The 14,063-nt window shown below is 67.8% G+C and carries 18 protein-coding genes; 10 read left to right on the top strand and 8 right to left on the bottom strand.

Annotated elements, in window-relative coordinates; all coding sequences use genetic code 11:
* Window positions 1-51 precede the first annotated feature (51 nt).
* From ACP7AZ_RS06980 to ACP7AZ_RS06965, 4 genes are all read left to right on the top strand, one after another.
* Window positions 52-606 (top strand): 3D domain-containing protein, encoded by a 555-nt coding sequence (locus tag ACP7AZ_RS06980; RefSeq protein ID WP_426037403.1) that lies wholly within the window; start codon window positions 52-54, stop codon window positions 604-606.
* A 41-nt stretch (window positions 607-647) separates the two neighbouring features.
* Window positions 648-1,829: a helix-turn-helix domain-containing protein gene (locus ACP7AZ_RS06975; RefSeq protein ID WP_426037401.1), complete on the top strand. Its 1,182-nt coding sequence runs from the start codon at window positions 648-650 to the stop codon at window positions 1,827-1,829.
* Window positions 1,830-1,847: 18 nt separating this feature from the next.
* Complete coding sequence (locus ACP7AZ_RS06970; RefSeq protein WP_426037399.1) at window positions 1,848-2,426, top strand: hypothetical protein; 579 nt, start codon at window positions 1,848-1,850, stop codon at window positions 2,424-2,426.
* 61 nt (window positions 2,427-2,487) lie between these two features.
* Window positions 2,488-3,177: a hypothetical protein gene (locus tag ACP7AZ_RS06965; RefSeq protein ID WP_426037397.1), complete on the top strand. Its 690-nt coding sequence runs from the start codon at window positions 2,488-2,490 to the stop codon at window positions 3,175-3,177.
* Here ACP7AZ_RS06965 and ACP7AZ_RS06960 read toward each other — a convergent pair whose 3' ends face one another.
* The 3 genes from ACP7AZ_RS06960 to ACP7AZ_RS06950 all read right to left on the bottom strand — a co-directional run bounded on the left by ACP7AZ_RS06960 (window position 3,178) and on the right by ACP7AZ_RS06950 (window position 5,635).
* Entirely contained in the window at window positions 3,178-3,498 is a 321-nt protein-coding gene (locus ACP7AZ_RS06960) for an Mpo1-like protein (protein WP_426037395.1), read from the bottom strand.
* A gap of 45 nt (window positions 3,499-3,543) precedes the next feature.
* Entirely contained in the window at window positions 3,544-4,350 is an 807-nt protein-coding gene (locus tag ACP7AZ_RS06955; RefSeq protein ID WP_426037393.1) for an undecaprenyl-diphosphate phosphatase, read from the bottom strand.
* 103 nt (window positions 4,351-4,453) lie between these two features.
* Entirely contained in the window at window positions 4,454-5,635 is a 1,182-nt protein-coding gene (locus ACP7AZ_RS06950; RefSeq protein ID WP_426037391.1) for a citrate/2-methylcitrate synthase, read from the bottom strand.
* 131 nt (window positions 5,636-5,766) lie between these two features.
* Here ACP7AZ_RS06950 and ACP7AZ_RS06945 point away from each other — a divergent pair, with 131 nt between their 5' ends.
* From ACP7AZ_RS06945 to queG, 3 genes are all read left to right on the top strand, one after another.
* Entirely contained in the window at window positions 5,767-6,729 is a 963-nt protein-coding gene (locus ACP7AZ_RS06945) for a cation diffusion facilitator family transporter (protein ID WP_426037389.1), read from the top strand.
* 36 nt (window positions 6,730-6,765) lie between these two features.
* Complete coding sequence (locus tag ACP7AZ_RS06940; RefSeq protein WP_426037387.1) at window positions 6,766-7,437, top strand: glutathione S-transferase family protein; 672 nt, start codon at window positions 6,766-6,768, stop codon at window positions 7,435-7,437.
* 141 nt (window positions 7,438-7,578) lie between these two features.
* A complete protein-coding gene (queG, locus tag ACP7AZ_RS06935) occupies window positions 7,579-8,769 on the top strand; it encodes a tRNA epoxyqueuosine(34) reductase QueG (protein ID WP_426037385.1) in 1,191 nt (396 codons plus the stop codon).
* 74 nt (window positions 8,770-8,843) lie between these two features.
* Here the strand turns inward: queG and ACP7AZ_RS06930 are convergent, their stop codons facing one another.
* Together ACP7AZ_RS06930 and ACP7AZ_RS06925 are read right to left on the bottom strand one after the other, a co-directional pair.
* Window positions 8,844-9,368: an FKBP-type peptidyl-prolyl cis-trans isomerase gene (locus ACP7AZ_RS06930; protein ID WP_426037383.1), complete on the bottom strand. Its 525-nt coding sequence runs from the start codon at window positions 9,366-9,368 to the stop codon at window positions 8,844-8,846.
* A complete protein-coding gene (locus tag ACP7AZ_RS06925) occupies window positions 9,349-10,551 on the bottom strand; it encodes a threonine ammonia-lyase (RefSeq protein WP_426037381.1) in 1,203 nt (400 codons plus the stop codon). Before ACP7AZ_RS06925 ends, ACP7AZ_RS06930 begins: the two co-directional genes overlap by 20 nt.
* A 171-nt stretch (window positions 10,552-10,722) precedes the next feature.
* Between ACP7AZ_RS06925 and ACP7AZ_RS06920 the strand changes: the two genes are divergently transcribed.
* The 3 genes from ACP7AZ_RS06920 to ACP7AZ_RS06910 all read left to right on the top strand — a co-directional run bounded on the left by ACP7AZ_RS06920 (window position 10,723) and on the right by ACP7AZ_RS06910 (window position 12,144).
* Entirely contained in the window at window positions 10,723-11,238 is a 516-nt protein-coding gene (locus ACP7AZ_RS06920) for a hypothetical protein (protein WP_426037379.1), read from the top strand.
* 56 nt (window positions 11,239-11,294) lie between these two features.
* A complete protein-coding gene (locus tag ACP7AZ_RS06915) occupies window positions 11,295-11,828 on the top strand; it encodes a BA14K family protein (protein ID WP_426037377.1) in 534 nt (177 codons plus the stop codon).
* Window positions 11,829-11,949: 121 nt separating this feature from the next.
* Complete coding sequence (locus ACP7AZ_RS06910) at window positions 11,950-12,144, top strand: hypothetical protein (RefSeq protein ID WP_303694067.1); 195 nt, start codon at window positions 11,950-11,952, stop codon at window positions 12,142-12,144.
* A gap of 135 nt (window positions 12,145-12,279) precedes the next feature.
* On the opposite strand, the gene ACP7AZ_RS06905 is transcribed toward ACP7AZ_RS06910, so the two are convergent.
* From ACP7AZ_RS06905 to rplU, 3 genes are all read right to left on the bottom strand, one after another.
* On the bottom strand, window positions 12,280-12,813 hold the full coding sequence (locus ACP7AZ_RS06905) for a GNAT family N-acetyltransferase (RefSeq protein ID WP_425988514.1): 534 nt from the start codon (window positions 12,811-12,813) through the stop codon (window positions 12,280-12,282).
* A gap of 163 nt (window positions 12,814-12,976) precedes the next feature.
* Complete coding sequence (gene rpmA, locus ACP7AZ_RS06900) at window positions 12,977-13,264, bottom strand: 50S ribosomal protein L27 (protein ID WP_426037374.1); 288 nt, start codon at window positions 13,262-13,264, stop codon at window positions 12,977-12,979.
* 56 nt (window positions 13,265-13,320) lie between these two features.
* Complete coding sequence (rplU, locus tag ACP7AZ_RS06895; RefSeq protein WP_426037372.1) at window positions 13,321-13,878, bottom strand: 50S ribosomal protein L21; 558 nt, start codon at window positions 13,876-13,878, stop codon at window positions 13,321-13,323.
* Window positions 13,879-14,063: the final 185 nt, after the last annotated feature.

Here is a 14,063-nt window from a genome sequence, read left to right as displayed (position 1 = left end):
AGCCTGCCGCCGGTACGTTTCTGGGGACCGGTGTCACGATGAGTTCGATCTGTGTTCAACACCCTCGCGGCGTTCGCCATGCTTTGGGCTTCGGCTTTTCCAGCCGGAGATCCGGTGCCTTACGAGACGGCCGTCGCGGCCGACCCCGTGGTAGCGGTAAGCCCTGACATCGCGGACGGTTCCAGCGAGGTTTCAGCAGATCTGACCCCCGAACAGGCCGCCTTGATGGCCGAAGACCCCGACTGGAACGCGCGCGCCAGCCTCTATCATGCAGGCGGCGGCGGAGCGACGGGCAACGATTCGCTCGGCTGCCGTCCGATCCCGATGCGCACCCTGGCCACCGACCCGCGTGTCATTCCCCGCCGCACCAAATTGTTCATCCGCGAGACCGTCGGCATGCGGATGGCCGACGGCACGATCCATGACGGCTACTGGTACGCCTCGGACACCGGCGGCGCGATCCGCGGCCAGCGCGTCGATCTCTACACCGGCAACGGCCGCGGCTCGATGCAGCCGGTGCTGCGCTTCAACCAGCAACGCCTGACGATCACCAACGCCGGCCGCTTCGACGGCTGCCCCCCCGCCTGGAACACCGCTTCCAACTAACGGCTTTGCCGACGCCGGCTGTCGTGGCCTAGGTTGACGCGATGGATGGCGTGACCCTGTATTTCGGATGGCGCGTCGCGATCCTCGGCTTCGCCGCGATCCAGATGCTCGCCCTGGCCGTCGCCCTGACCCTGCCGGCGCCCAACCATCTCTCGAACCGGCTGCTCGCCGCAGTCCTGGTCGTGCTCGCAGGCTTGCTGACCCCCTATGTAATAGGTTTCGCCGGCGCCCATGATGCCTGGCGATGGCTGACCTTCGCACCTTTCGCGATCACCCTGGCCCTGCCTCCGCTGCTGTACGGCTATACCAGCGCCCTGGTGCAGGGCCGGCGCCCCGAGCGGTTTGGTCTGCACCTCACGCCCGCCTCCATCCAACTGGTCTATTTCCTCGTCGCCTTCACCCTGCCGCTGGATGCCAAGTGGAGCTGGTACACGTCGGGCCACCGACACTGGATCGGACCGGCGTTCGACGTCCTGCTGCTGGTCTCGCTGGCGGTCTATTCGGTGGCGGCGCTGCGACTTCTGCGAGCCTACCGGGCGACGCTCGCCGATCAGCGAAGCGATGGCGACCGCTTCGCAGCACGCTGGTTGAGCCGCGTCATCGTGGCGCTGATCGTGACCTTCCTCCTGTATCTGGCCTTCACCCTCTGGGACCGGCTGTCCGGGGGCATCGACTTCTTCCAGGAGACGGGCCTCTATCTCGCCCTCGCCGGGATCGGCCTCTATCTCGGCGTGGAGGGTTGGCGTCACTCGACGCAGCGGTTCCCGGTCCTGACCGCGCCGACCAGGGACGATGCGCGTTCAAGTCCCGACTGGCCGTCGATCGGACAGGACTTCGACGCCCGACTCCGGGCAGGCGGATGGGCCAGCGAGCCGGACCTGAGCCTGCCCGGCGTCGCCCGGCGTCTGGCGACCAACACCGGTCGGGTGTCGCGGGCGATCAATCTGGGGCTGGGCCTGAACTTCGCCGCCTGGATCAACGGCGTCCGCGCCGAGGCGGTCGCAGCCGCCCTCGATGCAGGATCGTCGGAGGACCTGCTCACCCTTGCCTTCGACGCCGGGTTCAGTTCCAAGGCCAGCTTCAACCGCGCCTTCCAGGCCCGCTTCGGCGTCGCCCCCTCGCGCTATCGTCGACGCGTCTCAGATCATGATTTTCGGCTTTCGGAACCGGAAATGAGGCGCGAACCGAACGGATCGCCATCAGGGTCCGCGGGTCGCTTTTGACAGGACCGGAGACCCGACATGCCCGTTCGCCTTCTGCTGCTCCTCCTCTCCCTCACCCTCTTCCTGCCCGTCGTGGCCGAGGCACAGCCTGCCCAGACGGCGGTCGAGCTTCGTCTGGGCCTGATCGGGCGCTGGTCCGGAGCCTTGGGCTACAGGGACTACCAGACCGATGAGCTGTTCGAGATCCCGGTCGTCACCACCATCGAAACGCCGGGCGACGGCGCCACCCTGATCCGCCGCTCGCTGTTCAACGACGGCCCGAACAATCCGGTCTGGATCACGACGATCAGTCTCGACGACGCCGAAGCGGCGAAATCGACCTCGGCCAGCTTCCGCGCCGGGAAGGTGCCCGACCTGTCGACGGAGGCAGTAGAGGTCGCCGCCTTGGTCGATTCCACCCACTGGACCCTCATCTATCGCCGGGTCGGCGAGGATGACGACGCGCCCGCCGATATCCGGATCACCGAGACGCGCGACGGCGATGCGCTCGTCGAGATCAAGGAGGTGCGGCCGGTCGGAGCGGGGGACGACGCCTGGCGGTTCCGCAACCAAACCCGTCTGACGCGGATCGCGGATCAGGGCGCCGCATCGAACTGACCGCATTCCAGCCGCCACGCATATGGTCTAGCTTGGCTGCCTTGAACTGGAGGAGGTCCGAATGCGCATCCGCCTTGTTTCCATCGTCCTGGCCGCCCTTACATTGGCGGCTCCCGTCCTGGCTTCGGCACAGGACGCCGCCGTTCCCATGCGCGACCGCACCGAGCGGATCGGCCTGTCGGGCCGGCGCGGCCCGAGCCTGTTCCGCCCCGGCTTCGCCATCGCCGAATACACGGGCTGGGCCAGCCTGCGGGATTCCGCAGTGAATTTGCCCTGGCAATCGCGCGACTTCGCCACCGCCGAACTGTTGATCGCCACGCCGGCCGGAGAGGTCACGGGGAACTGCGGCGGCGGCCAGGGTCATCGCAACATCCTGGGCATCACCTTCGACCGCGAAACCCTGAGCTATGACTGCGAGTACGGCGGCGCGGCCCCCGCCGACGCGGGCATGGGGCTGGCCCTCGCGCGCGGTTCGATCCTGCGCCGGATCCAGCAGCCCCAGCGCGCCGGAAGCCTGATATGGAACGGGGTCGAATACCGGACCGAGACGCGGCGCATCGGCGGCCTGCCGTTCGGCGGCGGCAGCGTCATGGGCTATGTCATCACCCGCGACGGGATCGAGATCGGCGGCGTTGACCTGAACGGGATGCGGCCAACCTTCTATCTGCCGCCTGCCGGTTCGACCGACCGTGACGCCGTGGCCGTCTTCGCCATCAGCCTGTGGGCCTTCCGTGATCCGGCCAACCGCTGATCAGAACCGGCGCTTGCCGCTGACGGTCTCGAAGAACATCCGCCAGTCGCCCAACAGGCTCCACAATGGGTATTTGAAGGTGGCCGGACGGTTCTTCTCGAAGAAGAAATGCCCGACCCAGGCGAACCCGTAGCCGACCAGCGGCATGGCCGCGAACCACCAGGCGTTCACGAACAGCCCCAGCAATGCGGCCACGATGACCAGCGCCGATCCGACGATATGGATGCGCCGGCAGACCGGATTGGAATGCTCGTGGATGTAATACGGATAGAAGGCTGCGAACGAGGCGAAGCGTTCGCCGTTGACGGGCTGGCTGGTCATGACCTCAGCTTGCCTCCGAAACTTGCCGGCTGACAAGTCAGGCCATCACGCCCCGACGCCGGCCCACAACAGGCCCAGCCCCAGCACGCCGACCGCTATCCTCCACCAGGCGAATGGCGCGAAGCCGTGTTTCGACACGAAATCCAGCAGGAACCGCACCACCACCAGCGCCGTCACGAAGGCGGTGAGGAAGCCGACGGCGATCAGTCCGACGTCGGTGAAGTCCAGATCGTTGCGGCTCTTGAACAGGTCATAGGCCACCGCGCCGCCCATGGTGGGCAGGGCGAGGAAGAAGGTGAACTCCGCCGCCGATCGTTTGTCGGTTCCCAACAGCAGCCCCCCCGCGACGGTCGCGCCCGAACGCGACACACCGGGCAGCAGGGCCAGACATTGGAACAGGCCGATCAGGCCATAGACCCGGAACGGATAGGTGTTCACGTCCAGGTATTTCGGGACCTTCTTCATCCGGTCGAGCAGGAGAAGCAGCACGCCTCCGACGATCAGGGCGATACAGATGATCACCGGGGTCTCGAAGAAGATTTCCTTGATGATGTCGTACATGAACACGCCCGCAAAGGCGGCGGGCAGGAAGGCGATCACCACCCCGATGATGAAGTGACGGGCCCGGGCGTCATGCGGCCAGCGCGTGGCCAGAGCCCACAGCCGCTGGAAATAGACGCTGATGATGGCCAGGATCGCGCCCAGCTGGATCACGATCTCGAAGGTCTTGCCCTCGCTCTCGAAGCCGATGAAGTGGCCGAGCAGCAGCAGGTGGCCCGTAGAAGAGACGGGAATGAACTCCGTCAGTCCCTCGACCAGCCCCAGGATGATCGCTGCAATCCAGTCCGACATGAAATCCCCGCTCCGGGCTCGCGTTCAGTCGCTCGCCGGTCCCCAGCCTGATCTTCAATCAGGCGGAGAATAAAAGTGCGACCTCGATTCTCGGCTTCGCCGATCAAGGTCGGGGTCTGACATAGCGCAGGCGCACCCGGATAGGCGAGCCGTCGATGATCTGATCCAGCGCATGGGCCATCAGACCGGTCAGCCGGCCGATCAGCAGCACGTCCGAGGCCCCGTCGCGCGGCAGGTCCAGACGCCGCGCCATGATCGCCAGCGCCCCAGCGAACCCGGTCCTCTGGCCGCTCGCCGCCTCCCCCTCGCGGATCACCGCCGTCAGGTCGTTGGGCAGGTCCGCCAGCGCGAGCAAGGCTTCGACGCGCGGATCACCGTGCGGAAAGGTTTCGCTGCCGAAGCCGGGGATGGAGCCCTCGTCGGCCATCCGCCGCTGGGCCGCGCCTGCGGGGTCGCGCCGCGCTTCGGCGACATAGGCGATCGCCTGGGTCAGGGTCCGGGCCGCTGGCGACCCGGCCGTCGTGGTCAGCCCCGCGAACGCCGCTCCCGCCGGGGAAGCCCCGCCCGAAACCGCCGCCCGCGTCGCCAGAACCGCCGGATCGAGATCAAGATCGGCCGCCAGCACCAGGGCGCGTCTCAGATGCACGCTGTCGCGCTCCAGCATCTTCCAGCCGCGCGCGAGGCGCTGATGGAAGAACAGACGCGGACCCGGCCCCGCCATGGCATCGACCACCTCGTTCAGCGCCACGGCGGCCTCGATCTTCAGCACCTCCGGCGACCGGCCGGTCGAGGACGGGTCTTCCTCCGCGCGTCGGGCAAGGGCCGCGAACAGCCGCGCCCGATGCGACGATCCGCCGGCGCTGGCGACGCGCACGCCCAGGCCCGCGAACGGGTTCGAGTCCCCGGCGCCCCACAGCAGCCGGGCGGTTTCCTCCAGAGTCGCGTTCTGGGCCCACTGGGCCACGTCGCGGCCGCGATAGTAGAGCCGCCCGTCCGAGATCAGGCTGACCGTCGACCGGATCAGACTCTCGCCCTTCACCGCCGGCTCGAACGGCACGACCACGCCCGCCGGCTCGCCCGAGCTCGCGCCCTTCAGCCGCGCTACATCGGCGGCGGCATAGAGGCTGCGGCGAGGATCGTTGGGGTCAGGTCGGGCCGTGATCCGCCCCCGGCTGACATAGGCATAGAGTGTCTGGGTCTTGACCCCCAGCAGCGACAGGACCTCGGCGCGGGGGATCCATCGATCCGCCGTCTCTCCGTCCCGCTCGCTAACGCCTGGCGTCATCGCTGCAAGTCCCCGTCCCCTCAGGGTTAATCCGCGCGCACCTTGGGGCGCTTTGATGACCGCAAGCCTAACGGCGGTTCCCGAAGAGTCCTCCATTGGCAACCGACGGGCGATCAGCGAAAAGGGCGGCGATGACCTCCCCTGTCTCGCCGCCGCCGACACCTGCCCCTGGATCCGGTCCCTGGAGCGCCGTCGCCACCCTTTCGACGCGCCAGATCACCGGCCTGTCGGTCGGCGTCGCGGTCCTGCTGATCGCGATGAAGGCCTTCGCCCTGGGCGCGTCCGGGTCGGTGTCCATCCTCGCCTCACTGGCCGATTCTGCGCTCGACCTGATCGCCTCCCTGACCACCTTCGTCGCCGTGCGCTGGGCCGCCGCCCCCGCCGACGCCGACCACCGGTTCGGCCACGGCAAGGGCGAGGCCATGGCCGCGCTGGTCCAGGCCGGGCTCGTCTTCGCCTCGGCCGTCTTCATCGGCTGGGAAGCGTTGCAGCGGATGTTCGACCCCCGGCCGGTCGTCGGCGGCTCCTGGGCCGTGGGCATTGTGATCCTCTCCATCCTGGTGACAGGCCTGTTGGTCTGGCTCCAGACCCGGTCGCTGAAGGCTTCGGGCTCCATGGCCGTCTCGGCCGACCGCGCCCACTACGCGGCCGACCTGGCGTCCAGCGCCGTGGTCCTGATCGGCGTGATTTCCGGCGCCTGGCTCGCCGCGCCCGGCCTCGACGCGGCCGCCGGTCTCGTGGTCGCCGTCTGGCTGTTCTGGGGCGCGGTCGGCATGCTCAAGGGCGCGGGCGACCATTTGCTCGACCGCGAGGCGTCGGACGCCGACCGCGTCGCCCTGACCAACGCCGTCCTGTCCGACATCCGGATCGGCGGGGTGCACCAACTTCGCACCCGGATGTCGGGCGACCGGCTGATGGTCCAGATGCATATCGATCTTGACCGAAGCCTGTCGTTCGAGGCCTCGCACGACATCGTCGTCGCCGCCGAGGACCGGGTTAAGGCCGCCTTCCCCGGCGCCGACGTCCTGATCCACGCCGACCCGCGCGGTCCGGTCGGTCCGTCAGTCCCCGTCACAGCGTCGCCCTCAGCGTAAACGAGGTTTTAACGGCGACCGGTGCAGGACAGGCCGATGTCGGCGAACGTCCTGTTCCATTTCCCCTTCGATCCCGGCAGCCGCACTGCGCGTCTGGCCCTGGGCGAAGCACGCATCGAATGGACCGAGGTTCTCGTCCGCCCCTGGGAGGCGGACTGCCCCCTCGGCGACCTGAACCCCTCCGGCATGCCGCCCGTGCTTCAGGTCGAGGGCCTGACCCTGTGCGAGGCGCCCGCCATCCTCGGCTGGATCGAGGATGCGCAGAAGACGCCGCTACTGATGCCTGCCGACGCCGCCGAGCGCGCGGAGACGCGTCGGCTGACCGCCTGGTTCGACCGCCGCTTCACCGACGAGGTCAACGCCGTCCTGCTGCACGAGCGGATGGAGAAGCCCCTGCTGCGCCTCGGCCCGCCAGAGGCGCGGATGCTGCGCGAGGGTCGCGAGGCCCTGAAGCACCACCTGGCCATCTTCGACGCCCTGCTGGCCCGACGCGACTGGCTGGCCGGGCGCCGCCTGTCCCAGGCCGACATCGTCGCTGCCGCCCATCTGTCGACCCTCGACTATTTCGGCGAGGTGTCCTGGGCCCACTGGCCGGCGCTCAAGACCTGGTACATGAAGATCAAATCCCGCCCCTGCTTCCGGCCCCTGCTCGCGGACCGGTTCCAGGGCCTGGCCCCGGCGGCGCAGTACGCGGATCTGGATTTTTAATCCTCGCCCCTAGGGGAAGGTGGCGCGCCTTCGCGACGTGACGGACGGGGCTGACCTCACACGCGGTGTTTGGAGCCGCCCCCCCTCCACCACTTCGTGGTCCCCCTCCCCCCGTGGGGGAGGATTGAGTAAGGCTCACGGATGTCCGACCTCCGCGACACCCTCCGCGCCAAGGCCGCCGAACTCGGGTTCGACGTGTGCCGGTTCGCGTCGGCATCGGAGCCCTGGTCCGCCGGCGAACGGCTTCAGCATTTCGTCGAGGCCGGGCGACACGGCGAGATGGGCTGGATGGAGACCACCCTCGAGCGCCGCGCCCACCCGACGGCCATGTGGGACGCCGCCCGCACCGCCATCGTGCTCGGCATGAACTACGGGCCCGAACATGATCCCCTGCCCGAAATGGAAGACAGCAGCGCCGGCTATATTTCGGTCTACGCCCGCGGCGACGACTATCACGAGGTCATCAAGGGCCGGTTGAAAACCCTCGCCGGCCAGCTCGCCTCGCGCCTCAATGCCGAAGTGAAGGTCTTCGTCGATACCGCCCCCCTGATGGAAAAGCCCCTGGCCCAGCGCGCCGGCCTCGGCTGGCAGGGCAAACACACCAACCTCCTGAGCCGCGAGCACGGAAGCTGGCTGTTCCTCGGCGTAATCCTCTGCGCCGCCGAAATCGAGCCCGACGCGGCCGAGACTGAACACTGCGGTTCCTGCACCGCCTGTCTCGACGCCTGCCCGACCAAGGCCTTCCCCGCGCCGTTCCAGCTCGATGCGAGGCGCTGCCTGTCCTACCTGACCATCGAACACGCCGGACCCTGGCCCGTGGAGTTCCGCGCCCTGACCGGTTCTCGCATCTACGGCTGTGACGACTGTCTGGCGGTCTGTCCTTGGAACAAGTTCGCGGTCGCCTCGCGCGAAACGCGGCTGGCTGCGCGCGAAATCTCGGTCAGCCCACGCCTCGCCGACCTCGCCGCGCTCGACGACCCGACGTTCCGCATCCTGTTCTCGAAGAGCCCGATCAAGCGCATCGGCCGCGACCGTTTCGTGCGCAACGTCCTCTATGCGATCGGCAACAGCGGGGATGCGGCGTTGATCGAGGTCGCGACGCGGCTGCTGGACGATGGGTCACCACTGGTGCGCGGAGCGGCTGTTTGGGCGCTGTCGCGGTTGATGGAGGCGGATGCGTTCGCAGGCGCGCACGATGCGAGACTTGCCGGCGAAGAGGATGAGAGCGTGTTGGCGGAGTGGCGCATGGCCTCTCCCTCCCCCTCGGGGGAGGGTTGTCGGAGCGAAGCGGAGACCGGGTGGGCGCGGCAAGGCGAGCCAATCACCGTATGAATCCGGATTTCGGGCCGTTCCCACCCCGTCGCTACGCGACGCCCCTCCCCGAAGGGGAGGGAAAAACCTGCGTTCTACCCCGTCGCCAGCCCCGTCCCGCGTCCCCCGCCCGGCACGGGCGCCACGTCCAGCAGCTTGATCCGGAACACCAGCACCGAGTTCGGCGGAATGTCCGCCCCCTGGCCGCGCTCACCATAGCCCAGCGCCGGCGGCACATAGAGCATCCACTCGTCGCCGACCTTCATCCGCTGCAGGGCCTCTGTCCAGCCGGGCACGACCTGCTCCGCCGTCGTCACATAGGGCTGGCCGCGCGAGAAGGAGCTGTCGAACACCGACCCGTCGGTCAGGGCGCCCTCGTAGTCCACCCGCACGAGGTCGTTGCGGTCCGGCGTCGCGGCGCCCGACGGACCCGACTGAACCACCTTGTACTGCAGGCCGCTCGGCAGGGTTTCGATCCCGTCGGCCTTGGCGTTGGTCTCCATGAAGAAGGCCGCCGCCCGGGCATTGGCTTCAAGATCAGCGCCGCCCGCTGCATCACGGGTGCAGCCCGCCAGGGCGAGACTGCCGATGACGGCGATGCTAACCCATCCGAAGCGCATATCCCTGGTCCTTCAAAGCCTGTCCGATCGCGTCGGAGTGGGCGCTATCGCGCGTTTCGACCATGATGTCGAACTCCGCCCCCTTGGCCGGGACGTCCAGCGCCAGCCGGTTGTGGACCACGTCGATGATGTTGCCGCCGAGGCCCCCGATCACTGCCGCCATGGCCGACAGCATGCCCGGCCGGTCGTCGCCCAGGATCCGGTAAACGATAAGCCTCCGTTCACGGACCATCTCGCGGTTCAGCACCACGGCCAGCATCCGCGGGTCGATATTGCCGCCGCACAGGACCAGCCCGACCTTCATCCCCTTGAACTTTTCCGGATAGCGCAACAGGGCCGCCAGACCGCCGGCGCCGGCGCCCTCGGCTACCGTCTTTTCGAGGGTCGCGAACAGGGCCACCGCCTTTTCGAAATCCTCCTCGTCGACGACCAGCACGTCCTCGACCAGCGGATCGGCGAGCGCGAACGGAATGTCGCCGACGGCCTTGATCGCGATGCCCTCGGCGATCGTCGCCCCGCCGCATTTCGGCGTCTCGCCCTTCCTACGTGCGCTGAACGACGGATACATGGCCGCCTCGACGCCGAAGATTCGGATGTCCGGCTTAATCGCCCTGGCCGCGATCGAACACCCGGCGATCAGCCCGCCGCCGCCGATGGGAATGATCAGGGCGTCGAGGTCCGGCGCGTCCTCGAGAAACTCGATGGCGCAGACGCCCTGCCCCGCGACGATGCCCGCGTCGTCGAAGGCGGAGATGAAGACGAACCCTTCCTCGTCTCTCAGACGATGCGCCTCCTCGGTCGAGCCGGTAAAGTCCGCGCCCTTGATGACCACGGTCGCCCCGTGACTGCGCGTGCCGTCGATCTTGGTGAAGGGCGTGCCCTCCGGCATGACTATGGTCACCGGCACGCCCAGCCGTCCGCCATGATAGGCCAGGGCCTGGGCATGGTTTCCGGCCGAAGCCGCCACCACGCCCCGCTTCATCTCGTCCGGCGTCAGCGACAGCAGCCGGTTCAGCGCCCCGCGCTCCTTGAAGCTGCCGGTGAAGTGGAGATTGTCGTACTTCACCCACACCTCGGCCCCGGTCAGTTGCGACAGGCGCCGGGAATGGCGAACGGGGGTGCGATCGACCTGGCCGGCGATGCGCGCCTGTGCCGCCTGGATGTCTGCAAATACGACTGTCATGGGGTCCCTGTAGACCAGCTTGGCGGCGAGGTCCGAACCGGCCGGCCGCTCTGTTATCCCGGACTTGTGGCGCCCGGCGTCAGGTCCCGCAACCTTGACCTTACGCCTGCGTTAGGCGTCAAGTGGCTTCGCCCGTCAGGCGATTCCGCATGCCTGACAGAGAGAGTTCCGATGTCCATGCGCCTCGTTTCCATCCTCGCCGCCACCGCTGCGTTCGCCTCGACCCTGGCCGCCTGTGCGCCGGTCCCCGGCCCCAGCGGCTATGGCCCCTCGCCGTCCGCCGCCTTCAACGCCACGGATTTCGGCTGGTCGGTCCGGACCGGCACGGCTGGCATCGACGGCCGCGTCGCCTACGGTCGCGATGGCCAGAACTTCGCCTGCACGGGCTCGGTCGCCCTGACGCCCGACACCCCCTATACCCGCGCCCGGTTCCAGACCCTGTACGGTTCGACCGATCAGGCTGCGGTGCCGGAGGCCGTGATCCGCGCCCGCACCGTGCCGGACCCCAACGCCGACTACCGCTCCTACGTCCGCTCGACGACCTGCGAGAACGGCCGCTTCCGCTTCGACGGCCTGCCAGACGGCGGCTGGTTCCTGATCACCCCGGTCAGCGCCGGCGGCGACCGTATCGTCCTGATGCGCCACGTCGTCACCCGCGCCGGCGCGACCGCAAACGTCACCCTGTAAAAGGCTTACCCCCGATCCACTGGCGGGCCGATCCCGCACAAGCCGAGGCGTTGACCATGAAAGCCGCAGCCCTAGCCGCCGCCCTCCTGACCGCCTCGGTCGCTCTTCCGGCTGCGGCCCCCGTAGCCGCACAGAACTGGGGCTACCCGGACCAGGCCCGGACCTGGTCGAGCTACGGCCGCTACGGAAACGACTACAACGGCCAGCAGGATCGGCCCGGCGACTATCGCTGCGACGCCTATTGGGACCGGGCTCGCGAAGACTGCGACGCCCGCTGGCGCGACCAGCGGCCTTACAGGTCCTACAGCTCGAACCCTCGCTACAGCCGCTATGGCCGCGAGCACGACGGCGGGGGCTACGTCTATCAGCCCTACAATCAGGGAACCCAATACTACGGCGCCTATGGTCGCCCGGATCAGGTCTATCCCGGCTCGGGTTACGGCGGTCAGGTCCAGAACTATTACGGTGCCGGATACTCGAACGGTCGCGATTCGGGGCGGTCGGCCTACTGCGCCTCGCGCTATCGCTCCTACGACCCGGTCAGCGGCTACTACCGCGCCTGGTCGGGTCGACTGGTCTTCTGCGGATAACCACGGTCATTCGATCACAGGTTCGCGCCTGAACGTCGTTCGCCATCTTTCAGACGCACCGGCCCCGCCTTCGTCGATCCCGGTCCACCACGGACCGGTCTTCAGTTCGGGGAGCGTCTCCATGTCCCAGCATAATATCATCGGCTCGGAAGCCTTCGACCGGTCGCCGTTCGTCATCATCCGCTCGGTCCGCACCGGCGGCATGCGCCGCCGCCAGACCCGCACGGCCTTCGCCTTCGTGGCCGGCGCCTGTGCGGCCGTGATCGGCGGCGTCGTCGCGGCCGTTGTGGCGTTCGGTCCGAGCCTGGCGGGCTAGATCCTCACCCATCAGGGGAGGGGGACCGCGTAGCGGTGGAGGGAGCCGACCCCGGAAACTGGGTCTGCGGTTAGCCCCCTCCGTCACGGCGCGAAGGCGCGCCGCGCCACCTCCCCCATCGGGGGAGGATTCAGATCAAGCCAGCCACACCATCATGCGCGTGTCGATGTCCGCCTTTCGCGCGCGACTGAACGCCCGCCGCGTCTCGCCGGTGTAGAGGAAGCCCGCCTTCTCCAGCACGCGACCGGACGCCGGGTTGTCCGCGAAATGCCCCGCCACCAGCGCCCGGCGCTTCCAGCGCTTAGAGGCCCAGACCAGGGCGCCTTCCAGCGCCTCGGTCGCCAGGCCGCGGCCCCAGAACTCCCGCCCGATCCAGTAGCCGGTCTCCGGAACCCGATCCTCGTCTTCGAACAGGCCGATGACGCCGACGGGACCGTGGTCCTCATGTTCGATCAGGAAGGTCATGGCCCTGGCCGGGTTCTGGGCCGCGACAGCGATAACGAAGTCCTGCGCATCGCCCTGTCCGAAAGGGTGAGGCATCCGCTTGGTCATGCGGGCGATGTCATGGTCGTTGGCCAGGCGGGCGATCGCGGGCACGTCCTGGGGCGCGGGCGCGCGCAGCACCAGACGCCGGGTCTCAACGACCGGAGAGGTTTCGATGACGCACATGTTTCCAGCCTCGGTATGCGGTCCGCCTCCTTGGAGGGCTCGGGCGGACTTCGATGCGGGAACGCAAACGGGGAGCCTGTGATCCAGACTCCCCGCGGAAAATTTCCCTGGTCCGGATCGGCTGCTTTTTAAGGAGCAACGCGATCCGACATCCGGTTCTGCGTTACTCGGCGGCGAGCGCCACTTGGGCGCCGTCGTTCGCCGGAATGATCGACACGTAACAACGGCCGTTCGCTTTCTTGGTGAACTTCACCGCGCCATGTTCCGTGGCGAACAGGGTGTGGTCGCGGCCTAGGCCAACGTTGTCACCCGGGTGGAAGGTGGTGCCGCGTTGGCGCACGATGATGTTGCCGGCCAGAACGCGCTCGCCGCCGAACTTCTTCACGCCGAGGCGTTTTGATTGGGAGTCGCGACCGTTGCGCGACGAACCACCGGATTTTTTGTGAGCCATCTGAACTCTCTTTTCGTTGCGCTAACGGCCGTTGGGCCTGCTGGCGCGCGTCTTGTTTAGGCTTCGTCGGTCGAAGCGGCGGTTTCGGTCTTGGCGGCGGCCTTCTTGGCGGGAGCCTTCTTGGCGGGAGCCGAGCTCTCGACCACGGCGGCCTGCACTTCGCCACCCTTGGACGAGGTCACAACCGTCTCGGTCGAACCCAGGTCCGACGTCGCTTCGCGCTTGGCCAGGCCACGGGCGCGCAGGTTGATCTCGGCCTTGGTCATCAGGTCGATCTTGCCGTCCCACTTGGAGACTTCGCCGGCGCCGTCGATGCCGGTGATGCGCAGGACCGATTCCATCTGGCGGTGGCCGTTGGTGCGGCGGTAGCCCTGACGACGGGTCTTCTTGAAGATCTTGACCTTCTCACCCTTGCGGGTCTCGATCAGGGTCGCGCCGACGAAGGCGCCGTCGATCAACGGCGCGCCCAGGGTCACGCCCTTGTCGCCACCCAGCATCAGGACGCTGTCGAACTTCAGTTCCTGGCCGGCATCGCCATCGAGTTTCTCGACGACGATCGTGTCGCCCGGTTGAACCCGGTACTGCTTGCCGCCGGTCTTGATCACCGCGTACATGTTGGAGCCTCAGCGTAACGCAAAAAAGGATGCGCCCGCCGGGTAGACCCCGCGGGCGAAGAGCGGCGACATATACGGACCGGCCCCTCGGAGTCAACGTGAAAGGCGCTGGTCAGCCTCTTATTGGCGTCCGCGCTGGGCTTGACCCTTATTCTTCTACCGTGCACCCCGGCGAAGGCCGCGGT

The organism is Brevundimonas sp. DC300-4, from assembly GCF_049897365.1.
GTDB lineage: Bacteria > Pseudomonadota > Alphaproteobacteria > Caulobacterales > Caulobacteraceae > Brevundimonas.
The sequence above is the reverse complement of the archived record's forward strand: the minus strand, read 5'-3'. Positions and strand labels throughout refer to the sequence as shown.

Excerpts from the sequence above, each read along its gene's own strand:
- ACP7AZ_RS06965 (WP_426037397.1), top strand. The coding sequence starts at position 2,488 with ATGCGCATCCGCCTTGTTTCCATCGTCCTGGCCGCCCTTACATTGGCG.
- ACP7AZ_RS06945 (WP_426037389.1), top strand. The coding sequence starts at position 5,767 with ATGACCTCCCCTGTCTCGCCGCCGCCGACACCTGCCCCTGGATCCGGT.
- ACP7AZ_RS06950 (WP_426037391.1), bottom strand. The coding sequence starts at position 5,635 with ATGACGCCAGGCGTTAGCGAGCGGGACGGAGAGACGGCGGATCGATGG.
- ACP7AZ_RS06925 (WP_426037381.1), bottom strand. The coding sequence starts at position 10,551 with ATGACAGTCGTATTTGCAGACATCCAGGCGGCACAGGCGCGCATCGCC.
- ACP7AZ_RS06970 (WP_426037399.1), top strand. The coding sequence starts at position 1,848 with ATGCCCGTTCGCCTTCTGCTGCTCCTCCTCTCCCTCACCCTCTTCCTG.
- queG (WP_426037385.1), top strand. The coding sequence starts at position 7,579 with ATGTCCGACCTCCGCGACACCCTCCGCGCCAAGGCCGCCGAACTCGGG.
- ACP7AZ_RS06975 (WP_426037401.1), top strand. The coding sequence starts at position 648 with ATGGATGGCGTGACCCTGTATTTCGGATGGCGCGTCGCGATCCTCGGC.
- rplU (WP_426037372.1), bottom strand. The coding sequence starts at position 13,878 with ATGTACGCGGTGATCAAGACCGGCGGCAAGCAGTACCGGGTTCAACCG.
- ACP7AZ_RS06955 (WP_426037393.1), bottom strand. The coding sequence starts at position 4,350 with ATGTCGGACTGGATTGCAGCGATCATCCTGGGGCTGGTCGAGGGACTG.
- ACP7AZ_RS06915 (WP_426037377.1), top strand. The coding sequence starts at position 11,295 with ATGAAAGCCGCAGCCCTAGCCGCCGCCCTCCTGACCGCCTCGGTCGCT.
- ACP7AZ_RS06940 (WP_426037387.1), top strand. The coding sequence starts at position 6,766 with ATGTCGGCGAACGTCCTGTTCCATTTCCCCTTCGATCCCGGCAGCCGC.
- rpmA (WP_426037374.1), bottom strand. The coding sequence starts at position 13,264 with ATGGCTCACAAAAAATCCGGTGGTTCGTCGCGCAACGGTCGCGACTCC.
- ACP7AZ_RS06910 (WP_303694067.1), top strand. The coding sequence starts at position 11,950 with ATGTCCCAGCATAATATCATCGGCTCGGAAGCCTTCGACCGGTCGCCG.
- ACP7AZ_RS06960 (WP_426037395.1), bottom strand. The coding sequence starts at position 3,498 with ATGACCAGCCAGCCCGTCAACGGCGAACGCTTCGCCTCGTTCGCAGCC.
- ACP7AZ_RS06920 (WP_426037379.1), top strand. The coding sequence starts at position 10,723 with ATGTCCATGCGCCTCGTTTCCATCCTCGCCGCCACCGCTGCGTTCGCC.
- ACP7AZ_RS06930 (WP_426037383.1), bottom strand. The coding sequence starts at position 9,368 with ATGCGCTTCGGATGGGTTAGCATCGCCGTCATCGGCAGTCTCGCCCTG.
- ACP7AZ_RS06905 (WP_425988514.1), bottom strand. The coding sequence starts at position 12,813 with ATGTGCGTCATCGAAACCTCTCCGGTCGTTGAGACCCGGCGTCTGGTG.